Source organism: Pseudomonas sp. PDM01 (genome assembly GCF_014852325.1).
Taxonomy (GTDB): domain Bacteria; phylum Pseudomonadota; class Gammaproteobacteria; order Pseudomonadales; family Pseudomonadaceae; genus Aquipseudomonas; species Aquipseudomonas migulae.
This window is the reverse complement of sequence record NZ_JACVBK010000007.1, coordinates 347,649-364,187: the sequence shown is the minus strand read 5'-3', so window position 1 is coordinate 364,187 and position 16,539 is coordinate 347,649. Positions and strand designations below refer to the sequence as shown.

The following is a 16,539-nucleotide window of genomic DNA, read 5'->3' as shown; positions in this document are numbered from 1 at the left end:
CGCAAAGGCCCCGTGAATTCACATTCACGGGGCCTTTGAGGTGTTACAGGCGATCAGTCAGACCGGGATCATTCCCACTCGATGGTCGCTGGCGGCTTGCTCGACACGTCGTAAGTGACGCGGGAGATGCCTTCGATTTCATTGATGATGCGGCCGCTGACGGTTTCCAGCAGTTCGTAAGGCAGGTGAGCCCAACGCGCAGTCATGAAGTCGATGGTTTCCACGGCACGCAGGGCCACGACCCAGGCGTAACGACGGCCATCGCCTACAACGCCAACCGATTTCACCGGCTGGAACACCACGAATGCCTGGCTGACTTTGTGGTACCAGTCGGCCTTGCGCAGTTCTTCGATGAAGATGTGGTCGGCGCGACGCAGCAGGTCGGCGTATTCCTTCTTCACTTCACCGAGGATCCGCACACCCAGGCCCGGGCCCGGGAACGGGTGACGGTAGACCATGTCGTACGGCAGGCCGAGTTCCAGGCCCAGACGACGGACTTCGTCCTTGAACAGCTCGCGCAGCGGTTCAACCAGCTTGAGGTTCATTTCTTCCGGCAGGCCGCCCACGTTGTGGTGCGACTTGATCACGTGCGCCTTGCCGCTTTTCGCGCCAGCCGACTCGATCACGTCCGGGTAGATGGTGCCTTGGGCGAGGTACTTGATGTTGTCCAGTTTGTTGGACTGGGCATCAAAGACGTCGATGAAGGTACGACCAATGATCTTGCGCTTCTTCTCTGGATCGCTTTCGCCAGCCAGGTTGTTCAGGAACTGGTCTTCAGCGTTGGCGCGGATCACCTTGACGCCCATGTTCTCGGCGAACATGGCCATCACTTGCTCGCCTTCGTGCAGACGCAGCAGGCCGTTGTCGACGAAGACGCAGGTCAGCTGGTCGCCGATGGCTTTGTGCAGCAGCGCGGCAACCACCGAGGAGTCAACGCCGCCGGACAGTCCGAGCAATACGTTGTCGGTGCCGACCTGGGCGCGAACCTGGGCGATGGCGTCTTCAGCGATCTTCGACGGTGTCCACAGCGCTTCGCAGCCGCAGATCTCGAGGATGAAGCGCGACAGGATGCGGCCGCCCTGCTTGGTGTGGGTCACTTCCGGGTGGAACTGCACGCCGTAGTAGCGCAGGTCATCGTTGAACATGCCGGCAATCGGGCAGCTCGGGGTGCTGGCCAGGATGTGGAAGTCCTGCGGCATTTTGGTGACCTTGTCACCGTGGCTCATCCACACGTCGAGGCCGAACAGGCCGTCGGCGTCGATGTGGTCTTCGATGCCGTCCAGCAGCTGGCTCTTGCCGACCACGTCGACACGGGCATAACCGAATTCACGCAGTTCGGAACCTTCGACCTTGCCACCCAGCTGTTCAGCCATGGTCTGCATGCCGTAGCAGATGCCGAAGACCGGCACGCCCAGGTCAAACACCGCTTGCGGGCAGCGAGGGCTGTTGGCTTCGTGCACGGACTCGGGACCGCCGGCGAGAATGACGCCTTTTGGAGCGAATTCGCGAATCGCTTCGTCGTCCATGTCGAACGGATGCAGTTCGCAGTACACGCCGATTTCACGCACGCGGCGGGCGATCAGCTGGGTGTACTGGGAACCGAAGTCGAGGATCAGGATGCGGTGGGCGTGAATGTCGAGGGCCATGTGGTCAGTCTCGTCTATGCAGTTCGGTGAAGAGAATCAGAAACAACTCGGGGCTGAAAACAGCCCCGGTTACTTAACTTTTTTGCAGAAGGCTCAACCTACGCGGTAGTTTGGCGCTTCTTTGGTGATCTGTACGTCATGAACGTGGGACTCGGCCATGCCAGCGCCGGTGATCCGCACGAACTCAGGCTTGGTGCGCATTTCTTCGATGTCGGCACTGCCGGTGTAACCCATCGAGGAACGCAGGCCGCCCATCAGTTGATGGATGATCGCGCTCAGGGTGCCCTTGTACGGAACACGCCCTTCGATGCCTTCCGGAACCAGTTTCTCGGCGCCTGCCGAGGAGTCCTGGAAGTAACGGTCGGAGGAACCTTGAGCCTGGGACATGGCGCCCAGCGAACCCATGCCACGGTAAGCCTTGTACGAACGCCCCTGGAACAGTTCGATCTCGCCTGGCGCTTCTTCAGTACCGGCGAACATCGAGCCCATCATCACGCAGGAAGCACCGGCTACGATGGCCTTGGACAGGTCACCGGAGAAACGGATGCCGCCGTCGGCGATCAACGGAACACCGGTGCCTTCAAGGGCGGCGGCGACGTTGGCGATGGCACTGATTTGCGGGACGCCGACACCGGCGACGATACGGGTGGTGCAGATCGAGCCAGGGCCGATACCGACCTTGACCGCATCGGCGCCAGCTTCGGCCAGGGCCTTGGCGGCAGCGCCGGTGGCGATGTTGCCGCCGATGACCTGCACTTCAGGGAAATTCTGTTTGACCCAGCGAACGCGGTCGATCACACCTTTGGAGTGACCGTGAGCGGTGTCGACCACCACCACGTCAACGCCGGCATTGACCAGCGCGGCAACGCGGTCACCGGTGTCTTTACCGGTACCGACCGCAGCGCCTACGCGCAGACGACCTTGATCGTCCTTGCTGGCCAGCGGGTAAGCCTTGGCTTTTTCGATGTCTTTGACGGTCATCATGCCTTTGAGGGCAAACTTGTCATCGACGATCAGGACTTTTTCCAGGCGGTGCTTGTGCAGCAACTCGCGGACTTCGTTCTTGTTGGCGCCTTCACGGACGGTGACCAGACGCTCTTTAGGCGTCATCACTTCACGTACGGTGGCTTCCAGACGGGTTTCGAAGCGCACGTCACGGGAAGTGACGATGCCGACCAGGTCGCCATCGTGCAGTACCGGAACGCCGGAGATATTGTGCATGCGGGTCAGTTCGAACAGATCACGGACCGTGGCGTCAGCCTCGATGGTGATCGGATCCTTGACGACGCCGGCTTCGAACTTCTTGACCTTGCGAACTTCGGCAGCTTGCTGCTCGATGGTCATGTTCTTGTGGATAATGCCGATGCCACCTTCCTGAGCCATGGCGATTGCCAGACGGGCTTCAGTAACGGTGTCCATGGCGGCAGAAACCAGAGGAATGTTCAGCTCGATGCCACGGGTAAGGCGGGTCTTGAGACTGACTTCGTTAGGAAGCACCTCGGAATAACCGGGCACTAGGAGAATGTCGTCGAATGTCAGAGCTTCTTGGCTGATACGCAGCATCGCGGGGGCTCCCGAGCGGGAAAATGGAAGCGCGCCATTATAGTCAGACACCCCCTCGGGTTCAATGTAAAACTCTGTCTATTATCGATGCGGTGATCGACGGGAGATTTACAGAGCATCGCCGGCAAGCCGGCTCCTACAAAAACACCGTCGATCTGTAGGAGCCGGCTTGCTGGCGATGAACGATAACGCGGTCTCCCGGACGTATTACAACTCGACTTTCACCCAGCTAACCGGCTGATCCAGCCAATCGGCAAACTCATCGATAAAGCTCTGCTTGAACCCGGCCTCGGCCCAGTTGTTGAAAATGAACCCCAGGTTGGAAAACCCGCATTCCTGCAAAAACAGAAAGCCATTGATGTCATCTTCATGCCCGCATTCGGGACAGGTGAAGTTATCGGTACGCCCCGGCATCCAGTCTTCGAGGCTTTCGAACAGCGCCTCGCCGATTTCCTTGCGGCACTCGGCGCAACCCGCCTCCCCCAGAAAACCTTTGGCCGGCGTATAAATGCAGCGTTTGGTAATGATCTCCAGGCCATTGACCGGCTCGCCGAACGGCAGCGCATCCGGGTGCAGCACCACGGCGCGGGCACCATCGGCGATCGCGTGCCCCATGCGGTTGCCGGTGCGGCCGCAAGTGGTCAGCTCTTCCTTGATGATGTCCTTGCGCACCAGCCACCGCACGACCGCCCGGGCCCGGGGTTCATGTACCGGCAGTGTGGAGATTTTCGGGACGATGATGCTTTGGGAATTCATGGGTGCAAGCCTGCTGCGTCAAATGGAAGTTCTGCGGTGTGCCGTCCTACGCCTTCGCGGGCAAGCCTCGCTCCTACAGGATTTGTGCTGTTCGCACATTTATTGAACGACATCAATTCTGTAGGAGCGAGGCTTGCCCGCGAAGGCGTCCGAGCGGGCGGCAGCTTAATCCCTGACGAAATCCGGTCAAGTACTCAAATACCGCCCGATCAATGCAATCCCGCTGGCCAGCACCAACCAGGTCACCAGCCGCACAAACGCCTCGCGGGACAATCGCATGGTCAACCGCCGGCCGACCCACAACCCCAGCGCCATGGCCGGCAACAAACACAGCGCCAGTACCAACAAGGGTAGCTCGGCATACACACCCGCGACAGCAAACAGGCTCAGGCGCACCACGGTGCTGCAACTGATCAGCGCACTCTGGGTGGCCCGCGCCGCGTCTTTGGGCAACCGACTGTTCAAATAGATCGCATATAAAAAGCCGCCACTGCCAAACAACGCCCCGAACATCCCGCCCACCGTGCCCATCGGCACTGCCCAGGCGGCAGACAACTGCGTCGGCCGGGTTTTGACCCACAGGCTGTAAACCGCATAGACGCTGATAAACAGCCCCATCAACAGCAGCAACACGTCGGATTTCAGGTTCAGCAGAAAGATGACCCCCAGCGTGCAACCCACCGCCATGCACGGCAACAGCCGCAGCAACTCAGGCCTGGCCACATCCCGCCGCGAGGGCAGCAGATTGCCGAACGCCGCGACAAAATCCAGCAGCACCAGCAACGGCACGATCTTCGACAGCGGCATGAACACAATCAGAATCGGCCCCGCCACCAGTGCGGTGCCGAACCCGGCGATGCCAAACACGATGTACGCCAGGGCGATGGCCAGGCCGATCACCAACCAATCCGTCGCGCCGAATGGCCATTGGTGTAACAACTCCAGCACGTTCATCTGCACGCCTTTATCAAATACCTGTGATGACTTTAGCCAGCGCCGAGCCTTGCGACTAATATCTTCAAAGCCGACCTCTCATCTCAAAAAGGCATGACTCGTGCTTTCAACCCGTCAATTGCGTTACTTCGTGGAAATCGCCGAGTGCGGCAGCTTCAGTGCAGCCGCTGAGCGTTTGTTTGTTGCGCAGTCAGCCTTGAGCCGGCAGATCAAGGACATGGAAACCCGCCTGCAAACCCCGCTGTTCGAACGCACGGCGCGCCAGCCGCGACTGACCGCCGCTGGCGAGGCGTTCTTGCCGCGCGCCAGAAACCTGCTGAACGAACTGACCAAGGCCAGTGAAATGGCCACCCAAGTGGGCAACGGGCAACTGGGCACCTTGCGCCTGAGTCACTCCAGCACCGTGCCCATGAGTGGTCGCCTGCTACGGGGTATCAGTGCTTATCTGGACCAGCAGGCCGGCGTGTCCATGGAGATCGTCAAGCTGTCTTCCGAAGCGCAGCTTGAAGCGTTGGTCGACAATCGACTTGATGTCGGACTGCTGCGCCTGCCGGTGTTGCGCCAGCGTGAAGGCGTGCAGATTGTTCCTTTGTATAGCGAACGATTGCTGCTGGCCGTTCCACCCAATCATCGGCTGGTTGTGGATAAGTCCGCTCAGGGCATCGATCTGGCGCAGTTGAAGGATGAAGCCTTTATCTCCATCCCTCACCCGCAGCGCGGCGGTTTGAGTTATCTGTCCGCCGAGCTGTGTATGCGCCAGGGATTTTTCCCGAAGGCGGCGCGGGTGGTCTCGCGCAAAACCACGCAACTGCAATTGATCCAGGCCGGATTCGGCATCGCCCTGCTGCCGGAGTCGATGCAGGACATCGCGCCACCCGACATTCATTTCCTGCCCCTGGCCGACCCGGATTGCCACAGCACCGTCGCCCTCGCCTGCCGGCAGAATCCCACGGCGCTGATTCAACACTTCATAAATGTCTGCACAGACCATTGTGGGAGCGAGCCTGCTCGCGATAGCGGTTTAACATTCAATAGCACTGTCGACTGACACACTGCCATCGCGAGCAGGCTCGCTCCTATAGGGGATCGTGCATTCGGTTGGAGAATGCCTTTATCATGCGCCCCATGATTAAAGATCCCTTTGCAAGACTCGGCCTGGACCGTGAAGTCCTGACTGTCAGCCAGCTCAACGGCCGCGCGCGGGTGTTGCTCGAAGACGTGTTCAGCAATATCTGGGTCGAAGGCGAAATCTCCAACCTCGCCCGCCCGGCGTCCGGCCACGTGTATTTCACCCTCAAGGACAGCGGCGCCCAAGTACGTTGCGCGCTGTTTCGGCAGAACGCGGCGCGGGTTCGTCAGGCGCTGAAGGACGGCCTGGCGGTCAAGGTGCGCGGCAAGGTTTCGCTGTTCGAAGGCCGTGGCGACTATCAGCTGATTCTCGACACCGTCGAGCCGGCCGGTGACGGTGCACTGCGCCTCGCCTTTGATGCCTTGAAGGAAAAACTCAGCGCCGAAGGCCTGTTCAGCGCCGAGCGCAAAGTGCCGCTGCCGGCGCATCCGCAGCGCATCGGCATCATCAGTTCGCCGACCGGCGCGGTGATCCGCGACATCATCAGCGTGTTCCGCCGTCGCGCACCGCAGATCCAGCTGACGCTGATCCCCACAGCCGTGCAGGGCCGTGAAGCGACGGCGCAGATTGTCCGCGCGTTGAAACTGGCGGACGCCCGTGGTTTCGATGCATTGATCCTGGCCCGTGGCGGCGGCTCACTGGAAGACCTCTGGTGTTTCAACGAAGAAGCCGTGGCCCGCGCCGTGGATGCTTGCGTGACGCCGATTGTCAGCGCCGTCGGCCATGAAACCGATGTATCGATCAGTGATTTCGTGGCCGACGTTCGCGCCCCGACGCCGTCCGCCGCCGCTGAACTGCTGGCGCCGGATTCCAGCGACCTGGTGCGTCGGGTCGAAAGCCTGCACCGTCGGCTGGTGATGCGCATGCGCGACCGTTTGATGCGTGATCGCCTGCGCCTGGAAGGCATCTCTCGTCGCCTGCGCCATCCCGGTGAACGTCTGCGCCAACAGGCGCAACGTCTGGATGATCTGGACATGCGCATGCGCCGCGCCTTCGAGCGAAGCCTCAATACCCGTCGCGAACGGCTGATCCGCCTGGAAACCCGCCTCGCCGGGCAACATCCGGGGCGGCAACTGGCGATGTTGCGTCAGCGCCTCGACAGCCTCGCCGAACGCCTGCCCCGGGCCATGCGCGAAGGGCTCAAATCCCGTCGTCTGCAACTGCAAAGCCAGGTGCAGACCCTGCACGTGGTCAGCCCTTTGGCGACCCTCGGCCGTGGCTACAGCATTTTGCTGGACGAGCGCGGCAACGCGATCCGCAACGCCGCGCAAACCCACAACGGCCAGCGCCTGAAAGCCAAACTGGGTGAAGGCGAGCTGCAAGTGCGGGTCGAAGACAACCACCTGACACCTGTCACCCTTTCTTTACTGGATTGATCCATGCCGCGTTTTTTAGCTTCGCTGCTGTTGCTGTGCCTGACCTTCAACGCCCACGCTGACAGCTACATCACCCGCCTGTTGAACAAACCGGTGCCGGGGGGTGTGGCGGTGGTGGATCTGGGCGCGGCGGCCCAGGCGCCGAAAGCCAGCTATCAAGGCAAACCGGTGCTGGTGGTCAAGGAACAGGACAATTGGCTGGCGATTGTCGGTGTGCCGTTGACCGTCAAACCGGGGGCGCAGTCCATCAGCAGCGGCGGCCGCAACTTGAGTTTCACCGTTGGCAACAAGAAGTATCCGGAACAGCGCATCACGTTGAAAAACACTCAACAGGTCAACCCGGACCCGGACAATCTCAAGCGCATCGAGCGCGAACTGGCCGAGCAGATCGCCGCGTACCGCACGTTCAGCCCGAATACGCCGAGCAACCTGCTGCTGGACAAACCGGTCAACGGCCCGCTGTCGAGCAAGTTCGGCGTGCGCCGTTTCTTCAACGGTGAAGAACGCAATCCCCACTCAGGCCTGGATTTCGCCGTGGGCGCCGGCACGCCGATCAAGACCCCGGCAGCGGGCAAAGTGATTTTGATCGGTAACTACTTCTTTAACGGCAACACGGTGTTTGTCGACCATGGGCAGGGCTTTATCAGCATGTTCTGTCACATGTCGAAGATCGATGTGAAGGTGGGGCAGCAACTGGCGCGTGGCGGTGTGGTTGGCAAGGTCGGTTCGACTGGACGGGCGACCGGGCCGCACATGCACTGGAATGTCAGCCTGAATGATGCGCGGGTGGATCCGGCGATTTTCATTGGTGCGTTTCAACCTTAGATTTTCGGTGAGGTTGATGGCCTCATCGCGAGCAGGCTCGCTCCCACATTTACCGTGTTCACACCGAACAAATGTGGGAGCGGGCTTGCCCGCGAAGGCGGCATCACTGACAACAATTACTCCGCGTCCAGGTCCTCTATCCCATGGACCTCTCGATCCGCCAGGCAGTGTTTGACCCACTCCTGCGTCTCGACTGAAAACCAGCTCAACTCCTCTGCCGTGATCAATTCCCGCGCGCACAACCCAAGCAAGTGCGAGCGGGCTTCATGACGCGAAAACCTGAAAACACCAAACGCCCAGTACAGCTCCTTTTGCCCGGCTTTCAGCAGCTCCTCGCTGGCATCTATTCGTTCGTAGGGCGCGTTGCTCTTATCCAGCAGCGTTTTTTCGACATCCGACAAAATCCGCTCGCACATCCGCTCATGTGCCACCGGCCGTAACACGCAATACTGCTTCCAGTCAGACTCGTTCATCGCCGACTCCTGAATGCCAGTCGAGGCTTTAAGAATAGCCCGACTGTCAGCGCCCGGCGCTCAAACCATCAATTGCGCATCGCTTAAAGCTCGCGCAAAAAACCAAACAATCACGGGGACTCACAGCAATAAAATCTCGATAAATACGCACTAGCGAGTATTCCTCTCAATTTTTTTCGACTGCTTGCCATCCTTCACCCTCGCGGTTAGGGTTGAAGACATGAAAACCTCTCACACCCTCATTCAGCTTCGCCAGCACCGCAGCCTGTGCCTCGTCAGCGCACGACTGCCGGGCTGAATCGCGACGCCTCGTTTTACGCTTTTCCCCAAGAACTTTTGATCCACCGGCAGGCCGCCTTTTTTCGGCCCACACAATAAGGATTTCCCGATGAGCATGCTCAAAGACCCGTCTTCGAAATACCGCGCGTTCCCGACCATCGACATTCCGGACCGCACCTGGCCGTCGAAGACCATCACCGCCGCGCCGATCTGGTGCAGCTCCGACCTGCGCGACGGCAACCAGTCGCTGATCGAGCCGATGGACGCGGTCAAGAAGCTGCGTTTCTGGAAAACCCTCGTACAGGTTGGCGTGAAAGAAATCGAAGCGTCCTTCCCGGCTGCGTCGCAAACCGACTTCGACTTCGTGCGCACCCTGATCGAAGGCAACCACATCCCGGACGACACCACCATTCAGGTGTTGACTCAAGGCCGTGAAGACCTGATCGAGCGCACCTTCGAATCCCTGCGCGGGGCGAAGAAAGCCATCGTTCACCTGTACAACGCGACCTCCCCTTCCTTCCGCCGCATTGTCTTCAACCAGGACAAGGACGGGATCAAGGCCATCGCCGTGAACGCCGCCAAGCTGTTCGTCAAATACGCGGCCCAGCAGCCGGACACGCAGTGGACCTTCGAATACTCGCCGGAAACCTTCAGCGCCACCGAGCTGGAATTCGCCAAGGAAGTCTGCGACGCGGTCATCGAAGTCTGGAACCCGACGCCTGAGCACAAGGTGATCCTCAACCTGCCGGCCACCGTCGAATGCGCGACCCCGAACATCTATGCCGACCAGATCGAATGGTTCGGTCGTCACATCAATCGTCGTGACAGCGTGATCATCAGCCTGCACACCCACAACGACCGTGGCACCGGCGTGGCCGCCACCGAGCTGGGCCTGATGGCGGGTGCAGATCGTGTCGAAGGCTGCCTGTTCGGCAACGGCGAGCGTACCGGCAACGTCGACCTGGTCACCGTGGCACTGAACCTCTACACCCAGGGCATCCACCCTGAGCTCGATTTCTCGGACATCGACGGCGTGCGCAAAGTCGTCGAAGAATGCAACCAGATCCAGGTGCACCCGCGTCACCCGTACGTCGGCGACCTGGTTCACACCGCGTTCTCCGGCTCCCACCAGGATGCCATCCGCAAGGGCTTCGCCCAGCAGAAACCGGACGCCCTGTGGGAAGTGCCGTACTTGCCGATCGACCCGGCCGACATCGGCCGCAGCTACGAGGCGGTGATCCGCGTCAACAGCCAGTCGGGCAAGGGCGGTATCGCTTACCTGCTGGAACAGGAATACGGCATCAGCTTGCCGCGCCGCATGCAGATCGAGTTCAGCCAGGTCGTACAGCGTGAAACCGATCGCCTGGGCCTCGAAATGACCGCCCAGCAGATCCACGCGTTGCTGCACAGCGAGTACTTGCAGGCCAACACCCCGTACGCGCTGGTCAGCCATCGCCTGCAGGAAGAAAACGGTCACAGCGCCGTGGAAGTGGAAGTCTCCGGCAAGGGCCAGGGCGAAACCAACCTGCACTGGCGCGGCAAAGGCAACGGCGCGCTGGAAGCGCTGGTGGCCGGTCTGCCGATTCCGGTGGAGATCATGGATTACAACGAGCACGCCATCGGCGCGGGCACCAACGCCAAGGCCGCGGCCTACATCGAACTGCGTGTGGAAGGCCAACGTGCGGTGCACGGTGTGGGCATCGATGAAAACATCACCACCGCCAGCTTCAAGGCCCTGTTCAGCGCGCTGAACCGCTCGTTGAGCCAGCCGGAAGCGAAAGCGGCATAAAGTCACCGCTGTAATGCAAAAGGCCTCTTGGTGAAAACCTTGGGGCCTTTTTGTTTGCCGGCAATATTTATGTTGTCCGTGCCGACCCCATCGCCAGCAAGCTGGCTCCTACAGTTGACCGCGTAGGTCAGAACAACTCGGTCAACTGTAGGAGCCGGCTTGCTGGCGATGGGGCCCTGTCAGACAATAAAAATCTCAGGTGAACTCAAATGTATCCGCATCCAGGTTCGCCGGAAACCGCGTGCGATAAGCCGCCAGTTCCGCTGCATCCAGAACAACCTGAAACACCCCGTCCGCCTCACCGGCACTGAGCAATGTCTCGCCCTGAAAATCCAGGACCTGACTGTCGCCGGTGTACGCAAAGCCTTTCCCGTCAGTGCCGATGCGATTCACCGCCGCCACGTAGCACAGGTTTTCGATTGCCCGCGCCGGCAGCAAACGGTTCCAGTGCTGGCGCCGCGCACCCGGCCAGTTGGCGGTGTACAGCAACAGATCTGTGTCCTGGGCATCGCGGCTCCACACCGGGAAACGCAAGTCGTAGCAAATCAACGGGCGCACGCGCCAGCCTTTGAGCTCGAACTGCACTTGGCGCTCGCCCGGCGTGTAGTGATTGTGCTCACCGGCCATGCGGAACAAGTGGCGCTTGTCGTAATGCCAGACTTCGCCATCCGGCCGCGCCCACAACAGGCGATTGCGATGGCTGCCATCAGTGGCCTGAACGATGATGCTGCCGGTGATCACCGCATCGAGTTTTGCCGCCTGGGCGCGCAGCCATTTGCTGGTGGGACCGTTTTCCGCCTCGGCAAGCGTCTCGGACTCCATGGAAAAACCGGTGGTGAACATCTCCGGCAGGATGATCAGGTCCGCGCCACGAGCCTGCTCCAGCAGTTGCTCGAAATGCTCCAGATTGGCCTGGCGGTCGTGCCAGGCCAGGGTTGTCTGGATCAGCGCGATGGTCAGATTCGGCAATGCACTCAGATCACGCATAGTTTTGCCGCTGCTTCACGCAGGGTCTCCTCGCGTTTGGCGAAGCACAGGCGCACCAGGCGCTGGCCTTCGGGTGGCGTCTGGTAGAACACCGAGATCGGGATGCTCGCCACGCCGTGTTCGCGGGTCATCCACAGCGCCATCTCGACATCGTTGAGGTCGGGACGGATCTGCGAGTAATCGACCAACTGGAAATAGGTGCCGGTGACGCGGGTGAAACTGAAACGCGATGGCATCAGCAAGTCGCAGAACAGATCGCGCTTGGCCTGGTAGAAGCCGGGCAATTCTTCGACGTGTTCAGGATGCTCCGCCATGAAGTCGGCCAAGGCGTATTGCAAGGGGGTTACGCCGCAAAAATTGACGTACTGGTGCACCTTGCGCAGCTCTGCCGACAAGGCCGGTGGCGCGACCACGTAGCCGGTTTTCCAGCCGGTGACGTGGTACGTCTTGCCGAAGGAGCTGACCACGAAGGCGCGCTGATACAGCTCTTCATGGGCCAGCACACTGACATGGGGCACACCGTCGTAGACCAGGTGCTCGTAGACCTCATCGCTGATCACATAGATGTCGCGGTCACGGATCAACGCCGCCAGTTGGTCCAGCTCGGCACGGTTGATCAGTGCGCCGCTGGGATTGTGCGGGGTATTGAGGATGATCATCCGCGTGCGCGGACTCAGCGCCTGGGCGAGCTTTTCGAAATCGATGCTGAAGTCGTCCAGCCCCAGTTGCACGTGAACGCAACGGCCACCGGCCAGCTGGACCGAGGGCTCGTAACTGTCATAGGCCGGATCAAACACGATGACTTCGTCACCGTTGTGGATAACGGCCTGAATGGCGCAAAAAATCGCCTCAGTCGCACCGGGAGTCACGGTCACTTCGCTGTCCGCATCGACGGTGACGCCATAGCTGCGGGCAATTTTCGCCACGATCTGCTGACGCAGTACCGGCAGGCCGGTCATCGGCGAGTACTGGTTATGGCCATTGGCAATGTGCCGACCCACCGCATCGCACAAGGCTTGCGGGGCATCGAAATCGGGGAAACCCTGTGACAGGTTGATCGCCCCGGTTTGCGCCGCGAGCTGAGACATCTGCGTGAAGATAGTGATGCCGACATTCGGCAGCTTACTGGTGATCATCGGTGATTCCCTGCTCTACACCCGGCTCTAACGGCGGCGCGGGAGAGCCCGAGGATAGCCAAACGGCGCCCATAAAAAAAGGGCGCCAGTGGCGCCCTTCTTCTCGAACCCGATCCCGTAGGAGCGAGGCTTGCCCGCGAACGCAACACCGCGGTGTATCAGATACACCGCGTTATCGTTCTTCGCGGGCAAGCCTCGCTCCTACAGAGGCGAGCCAGCCTTGAATCAGCGCTTGTCGCGGCGCTTTTTGTCGGCTTTCTTGTGGTGCGACATCAAGCGACGCTTCTTGTTGACCTGACGGTCAGTGAGCGAGTTCTTGTTGCCTTCGTACGGGTTCTCGCCGCCCTTGAACTCGATGCGGATCGGCGTACCGACCAGCTTCAAGACACGACGATAAGTGTTTTCCAGGTAACGCACGTAAGACTTCGGCACCTTCTCGATCTGGTTACCGTGAATCACGATGATCGGCGGGTTGGCACCACCCAAGTGCGCATAACGCAGCTTGATCCGGCGGTTGTTGACCATCGGTGGCGCGTGCTCGCCAACCGCATCTTCCAGAATCTGGGTCAGGCGGTTGGTCGGCCAGCGGGTGACCGCGGACTTGAACGAGTTCTGTACGGAAGCGTAGAGGTTGCCCACGCCCGTGCCGTGCAGTGCCGAGATGAAGTGGATGTCGGCGTAGTCAACGAAGAACAGTCGACGTTGCAGCTCGACCTTCACGAAGTCACGCTCGCTCGGCGTCATGCCGTCCCACTTGTTGATCGCGATAACCAGCGCGCGACCCGACTCAATGGCGAAGCCCAGCAGGTTGAGGTCGTGGTCCACCACGCCTTCGCGGGCGTCCATCACGAAGATCACCACGTTGGCGTCTTTGATCGCTTGCAGGGTTTTGACCACGGAGAATTTTTCGACTTCTTCGTGGATCTTGCCGCGCTTGCGCACACCGGCGGTGTCGATCAGCGTGTACTTCTCGTCGTTACGCTCGAACGGGATGTAGATACTGTCGCGGGTAGTGCCGGGCTGGTCATACACGATGACCCGGTCTTCACCGAGCATGCGGTTGACCAGGGTCGACTTGCCGACGTTCGGGCGGCCGATGATGGCGATCTTGATCCCGTCTTTTTCGCTTGGGCCAGGAATGCGCTTGGCTTCCTCGCCTTCGGCAACGTCCTCTTCCTCGCCTTCTTCCAGCTCTTCTTCGTCTTTCGGGAAGTCGCTCAGGGCGATTTCCAGCATCTGGGTGATGCCACGACCATGAGCACCGGCGATCGGGATCGCGTGGCCCATGCCCAACGGGGCGAATTCGGCGCGGGCCATTTCAGGGTCGATATTGTCGACCTTGTTGGCAACCACGTACGAACGCTTGTTACGTTTGCGCAAATGCTCGGCGATCATCTGGTCGGCGGCGGTGAAACCGGCCTTGGCATCTACCAGGAACAGAACGACATCGGCTTCTTCAATGGCCAGCAGCGACTGCTCGGCCATTTTTTCGTCCATACCGTGCTCGTCACCGGAGATACCGCCGGTGTCGACCAGAATGTAGGAACGCCCTTGCCACTTGGCCTCACCGTATTGGCGATCACGGGTCAGACCGGACAAGTCGCCGACGATGGCGTCGCGAGTCCTGGTCAGGCGGTTGAACAAGGTGGACTTGCCGACGTTCGGTCGGCCCACCAGGGCGATTACGGGAACCATGCGGCTCTCCACTTCGTTATTTCAGAAAATACAAAAGCCGCTGCGAGGCAGCGGCTGGTGCTCGGGGCAGCGTTTGAAAACGCTGCGAGCCCCGCAGAACGGGGCCGCTTGGGGGTTAACCCCAAGCATAGTCAAAACATTACTTGATGGTCAGGGCTTCCAGTTTGCCGCTGTTGCCATACAGATAAATCGTGTCACCCACCACCAGCGGACGGGCACGCAGGCCGTCGCTGTCAATGCGTTCGCGGCCGACAAAACGACCGTCCACCTGGCTCAGCAGGTGCACATAGCCTTCCATGTCACCGACTGCAACATAGCTGGAGAACACTTCCGGAGCCGACAGTTGACGGCGAGCCAGCGAGTCGTTGCTCCACAAGGCTGTGGTGGAACGCTCGTCAACGCCTTCAACGGTGCCCGAAGCCAGGCTCACGTACACAGTGCCGAAGCCCTGCGCAACGCCGGCATAGCTGGAAGCATCACGCTGCCAGAGCTGACGACCGCTTTCCAGGTCCAGTGCCGCAACGCGACCCTGATAGCTGGCGACGTACAAGGTACCGCCGGACAGCAGCAGGCCACCGTCGATATCGACAACGCGCTCCAGCTCCGAACGACCTTGTGGGATCGCAACCCGCTGTTCCCACACCGGCACGCCGTTGGAGATATCGAGTGCAACCACTTTACCGGTCGACAGGCCAGCCACCGCAAGGCGGTTGGTCACGATCGGCGCACTGGTGCCACGCAGGGTCAGGACCGCAGGCGTGCTGTCATACAACCAGCGCTGGTTGCCGGTAGAGGCATCCAGACCGATCAGACGGTCATCCTGAGTCTGAACGACCACCACGTCACCGTTGTTGGCCGGCGGCGCGAGAACTTCGCTGGACACGCGAGCGTGCCATTTCTCTTCACCGTTGGTGGCGTCCATCGCAACGATTTCGCCCTTGGTCGTACCGATCACGAGCAGGCCATAACCTACGCCAACGGCGCCGGAAACAGGCAGTTCGAGGTCTTTCTTCCATTTGACGTCGCCATTGCTGCGATCCATCGCCATCACCACGCCAGTGACGTCGGCGGCATAGATGGTATCGCCATCGATCGCCGGAACCAGCATGTTGTAGGTTTCGCCCTGACCGTCACCGATCGAACGACTCCACTGCTTTTGCAGGACCACTTCTTCTTTGAAGTCGACCAGCTCGGCAGGCGGCAATTCTTTTTTGCTGTTGCTGCTGCAACCCGCGGCCAAAACGGCCAGAGCCAGCAATGCTGCATGTTTCCAACGGATCACGTCACGCATCCCCTTTGGCCAGATCGTCCAACTTGATTTGTAGGCCACCGACTGCCGCTTCATCCGACAGTGCCGCCTTGGCTTTTTGATACGCAGCGTGCGCTTCGTCGGTACGACCCAACTGCACCAGCAGGTCGCCCTTGAGTTCTTCGCGGGTGGCGAGGAATGCTTTATCGGCATCGCCTTCGAGCAGTTTCAGGGCTTCATCGACCTTGTTCTGCGCGGCCAGTACCTGCGCCAGGCGCTGACGGGCGATTTCGCCCAGTGCCGGGTTGGCCGGTTTGGCAACGATGGCTTTCAGCTCGGTGGCTGCGTCGTCCAGCTTGCCGCTGTCGACCGCGACTTTCGCCACGAACAGGCTGCCGTATTGCGCGTAGGCGCTGCCGCCAAATTCGCTGTTGAGCTTGCCGGCCAGGTCCGAAACACGGGCGGCATCAGGCTTGCCGCTGGGCGTCAGCGTGGTTTCGAGCAATTGCTGATAGAGCATCGAGGCGCCTTGCGACTGATTGCTCTGATACTTTTGAAAGGCCTGCCAGCCGAACACGATGACCAGCGCCAACAGGCCGCCAGTGACCAGGGGCTTGCCGTTGCGTGTCCACCAGTCCTTCAAATCCGCCAGCTGTTCGTCTTCGGTACTCGACACCCCAAT

14 protein-coding genes are annotated in these 16,539 nt (G+C 60.2%); 4 read left to right on the top strand and 10 right to left on the bottom strand.

Annotated features, from left to right (window positions below; all coding sequences use genetic code 11):
- Positions 1-68 precede the first annotated feature (68 nt).
- The 4 genes from guaA to IB246_RS19855 form a co-directional block, all read right to left on the bottom strand.
- The gene (guaA, locus tag IB246_RS19870; protein WP_008025547.1) at positions 69-1,646 is read right to left on the bottom strand and encodes a glutamine-hydrolyzing GMP synthase; all 1,578 of its coding nucleotides are present in this window, start codon (positions 1,644-1,646) and stop codon (positions 69-71) included.
- A 93-nt stretch (positions 1,647-1,739) separates the two neighbouring features.
- The gene (gene guaB, locus IB246_RS19865; protein WP_008042411.1) at positions 1,740-3,209 is read right to left on the bottom strand and encodes an IMP dehydrogenase; all 1,470 of its coding nucleotides are present in this window, start codon (positions 3,207-3,209) and stop codon (positions 1,740-1,742) included.
- Between the two features lie 207 nt (positions 3,210-3,416).
- Positions 3,417-3,965 (bottom strand): hypothetical protein, encoded by a 549-nt coding sequence (locus IB246_RS19860; RefSeq protein WP_008042413.1) that lies wholly within the window; start codon positions 3,963-3,965, stop codon positions 3,417-3,419.
- A 186-nt stretch (positions 3,966-4,151) separates the two neighbouring features.
- Complete coding sequence (locus IB246_RS19855) at positions 4,152-4,919, bottom strand: sulfite exporter TauE/SafE family protein (protein ID WP_008042415.1); 768 nt, start codon at positions 4,917-4,919, stop codon at positions 4,152-4,154.
- 100 nt (positions 4,920-5,019) lie between these two features.
- On the opposite strand from IB246_RS19855, the gene IB246_RS19850 reads away from it, so the two are divergent.
- From IB246_RS19850 to IB246_RS19840, 3 genes are all read left to right on the top strand, one after another.
- A complete protein-coding gene (locus tag IB246_RS19850; RefSeq protein WP_008042417.1) occupies positions 5,020-5,967 on the top strand; it encodes a LysR family transcriptional regulator in 948 nt (315 codons plus the stop codon).
- Positions 5,968-6,044: 77 nt separating this feature from the next.
- Entirely contained in the window at positions 6,045-7,424 is a 1,380-nt protein-coding gene (xseA, locus tag IB246_RS19845) for an exodeoxyribonuclease VII large subunit (RefSeq protein WP_032832722.1), read from the top strand.
- A gap of 3 nt (positions 7,425-7,427) precedes the next feature.
- Positions 7,428-8,249 carry a M23 family metallopeptidase gene (locus tag IB246_RS19840; RefSeq protein WP_008042419.1) on the top strand — a complete coding sequence of 274 codons (822 nt, stop codon included), beginning with the start codon at positions 7,428-7,430 and terminating at the stop codon, positions 8,247-8,249.
- 116 nt (positions 8,250-8,365) lie between these two features.
- On the opposite strand, the gene IB246_RS19835 is transcribed toward IB246_RS19840, so the two are convergent.
- On the bottom strand, positions 8,366-8,722 hold the full coding sequence (locus IB246_RS19835; RefSeq protein ID WP_008025532.1) for a hypothetical protein: 357 nt from the start codon (positions 8,720-8,722) through the stop codon (positions 8,366-8,368).
- A gap of 388 nt (positions 8,723-9,110) precedes the next feature.
- On the opposite strand from IB246_RS19835, the gene leuA reads away from it, so the two are divergent.
- A complete protein-coding gene (leuA, locus tag IB246_RS19830) occupies positions 9,111-10,790 on the top strand; it encodes a 2-isopropylmalate synthase (protein ID WP_008025530.1) in 1,680 nt (559 codons plus the stop codon).
- Between the two features lie 195 nt (positions 10,791-10,985).
- Here the strand turns inward: leuA and IB246_RS19825 are convergent, their stop codons facing one another.
- The 5 genes from IB246_RS19825 to IB246_RS19805 all read right to left on the bottom strand — a co-directional run bounded on the left by IB246_RS19825 (position 10,986) and on the right by IB246_RS19805 (position 16,533).
- Positions 10,986-11,777: an amidohydrolase gene (locus tag IB246_RS19825; RefSeq protein ID WP_008042420.1), complete on the bottom strand. Its 792-nt coding sequence runs from the start codon at positions 11,775-11,777 to the stop codon at positions 10,986-10,988.
- The gene (locus tag IB246_RS19820; protein ID WP_008042421.1) at positions 11,765-12,913 is read right to left on the bottom strand and encodes a pyridoxal phosphate-dependent aminotransferase; all 1,149 of its coding nucleotides are present in this window, start codon (positions 12,911-12,913) and stop codon (positions 11,765-11,767) included. Before IB246_RS19820 ends, IB246_RS19825 begins: the two co-directional genes overlap by 13 nt.
- Positions 12,914-13,138: 225 nt before the next feature.
- On the bottom strand, positions 13,139-14,608 hold the full coding sequence (gene der / locus IB246_RS19815; RefSeq protein ID WP_008025521.1) for a ribosome biogenesis GTPase Der: 1,470 nt from the start codon (positions 14,606-14,608) through the stop codon (positions 13,139-13,141).
- Between the two features lie 139 nt (positions 14,609-14,747).
- Positions 14,748-15,899, bottom strand: a complete 1,152-nt coding sequence (gene bamB, locus IB246_RS19810) for an outer membrane protein assembly factor BamB (RefSeq protein WP_192230155.1) — start codon at positions 15,897-15,899, stop codon at positions 14,748-14,750.
- Entirely contained in the window at positions 15,892-16,533 is a 642-nt protein-coding gene (locus IB246_RS19805) for a tetratricopeptide repeat protein (protein WP_008025516.1), read from the bottom strand. The genes bamB and IB246_RS19805 overlap by 8 nt, the downstream gene beginning before the upstream one ends.
- Positions 16,534-16,539: the final 6 nt, after the last annotated feature.

Coding starts and splice junctions, on each gene's coding strand:
- guaA (WP_008025547.1), bottom strand. CDS start 1,646: ATGGCCCTCGACATTCACGCCCACCGCATCCTGATCCTCGACTTCGGT.
- guaB (WP_008042411.1), bottom strand. CDS start 3,209: ATGCTGCGTATCAGCCAAGAAGCTCTGACATTCGACGACATTCTCCTA.
- IB246_RS19860 (WP_008042413.1), bottom strand. CDS start 3,965: ATGAATTCCCAAAGCATCATCGTCCCGAAAATCTCCACACTGCCGGTA.
- IB246_RS19855 (WP_008042415.1), bottom strand. CDS start 4,919: ATGAACGTGCTGGAGTTGTTACACCAATGGCCATTCGGCGCGACGGAT.
- xseA (WP_032832722.1), top strand. CDS start 6,045: ATGATTAAAGATCCCTTTGCAAGACTCGGCCTGGACCGTGAAGTCCTG.
- IB246_RS19840 (WP_008042419.1), top strand. CDS start 7,428: ATGCCGCGTTTTTTAGCTTCGCTGCTGTTGCTGTGCCTGACCTTCAAC.
- IB246_RS19835 (WP_008025532.1), bottom strand. CDS start 8,722: ATGAACGAGTCTGACTGGAAGCAGTATTGCGTGTTACGGCCGGTGGCA.
- leuA (WP_008025530.1), top strand. CDS start 9,111: ATGAGCATGCTCAAAGACCCGTCTTCGAAATACCGCGCGTTCCCGACC.
- IB246_RS19825 (WP_008042420.1), bottom strand. CDS start 11,777: ATGCGTGATCTGAGTGCATTGCCGAATCTGACCATCGCGCTGATCCAG.
- IB246_RS19820 (WP_008042421.1), bottom strand. CDS start 12,913: ATGATCACCAGTAAGCTGCCGAATGTCGGCATCACTATCTTCACGCAG.
- der (WP_008025521.1), bottom strand. CDS start 14,608: ATGGTTCCCGTAATCGCCCTGGTGGGCCGACCGAACGTCGGCAAGTCC.
- bamB (WP_192230155.1), bottom strand. CDS start 15,899: ATGCGTGACGTGATCCGTTGGAAACATGCAGCATTGCTGGCTCTGGCC.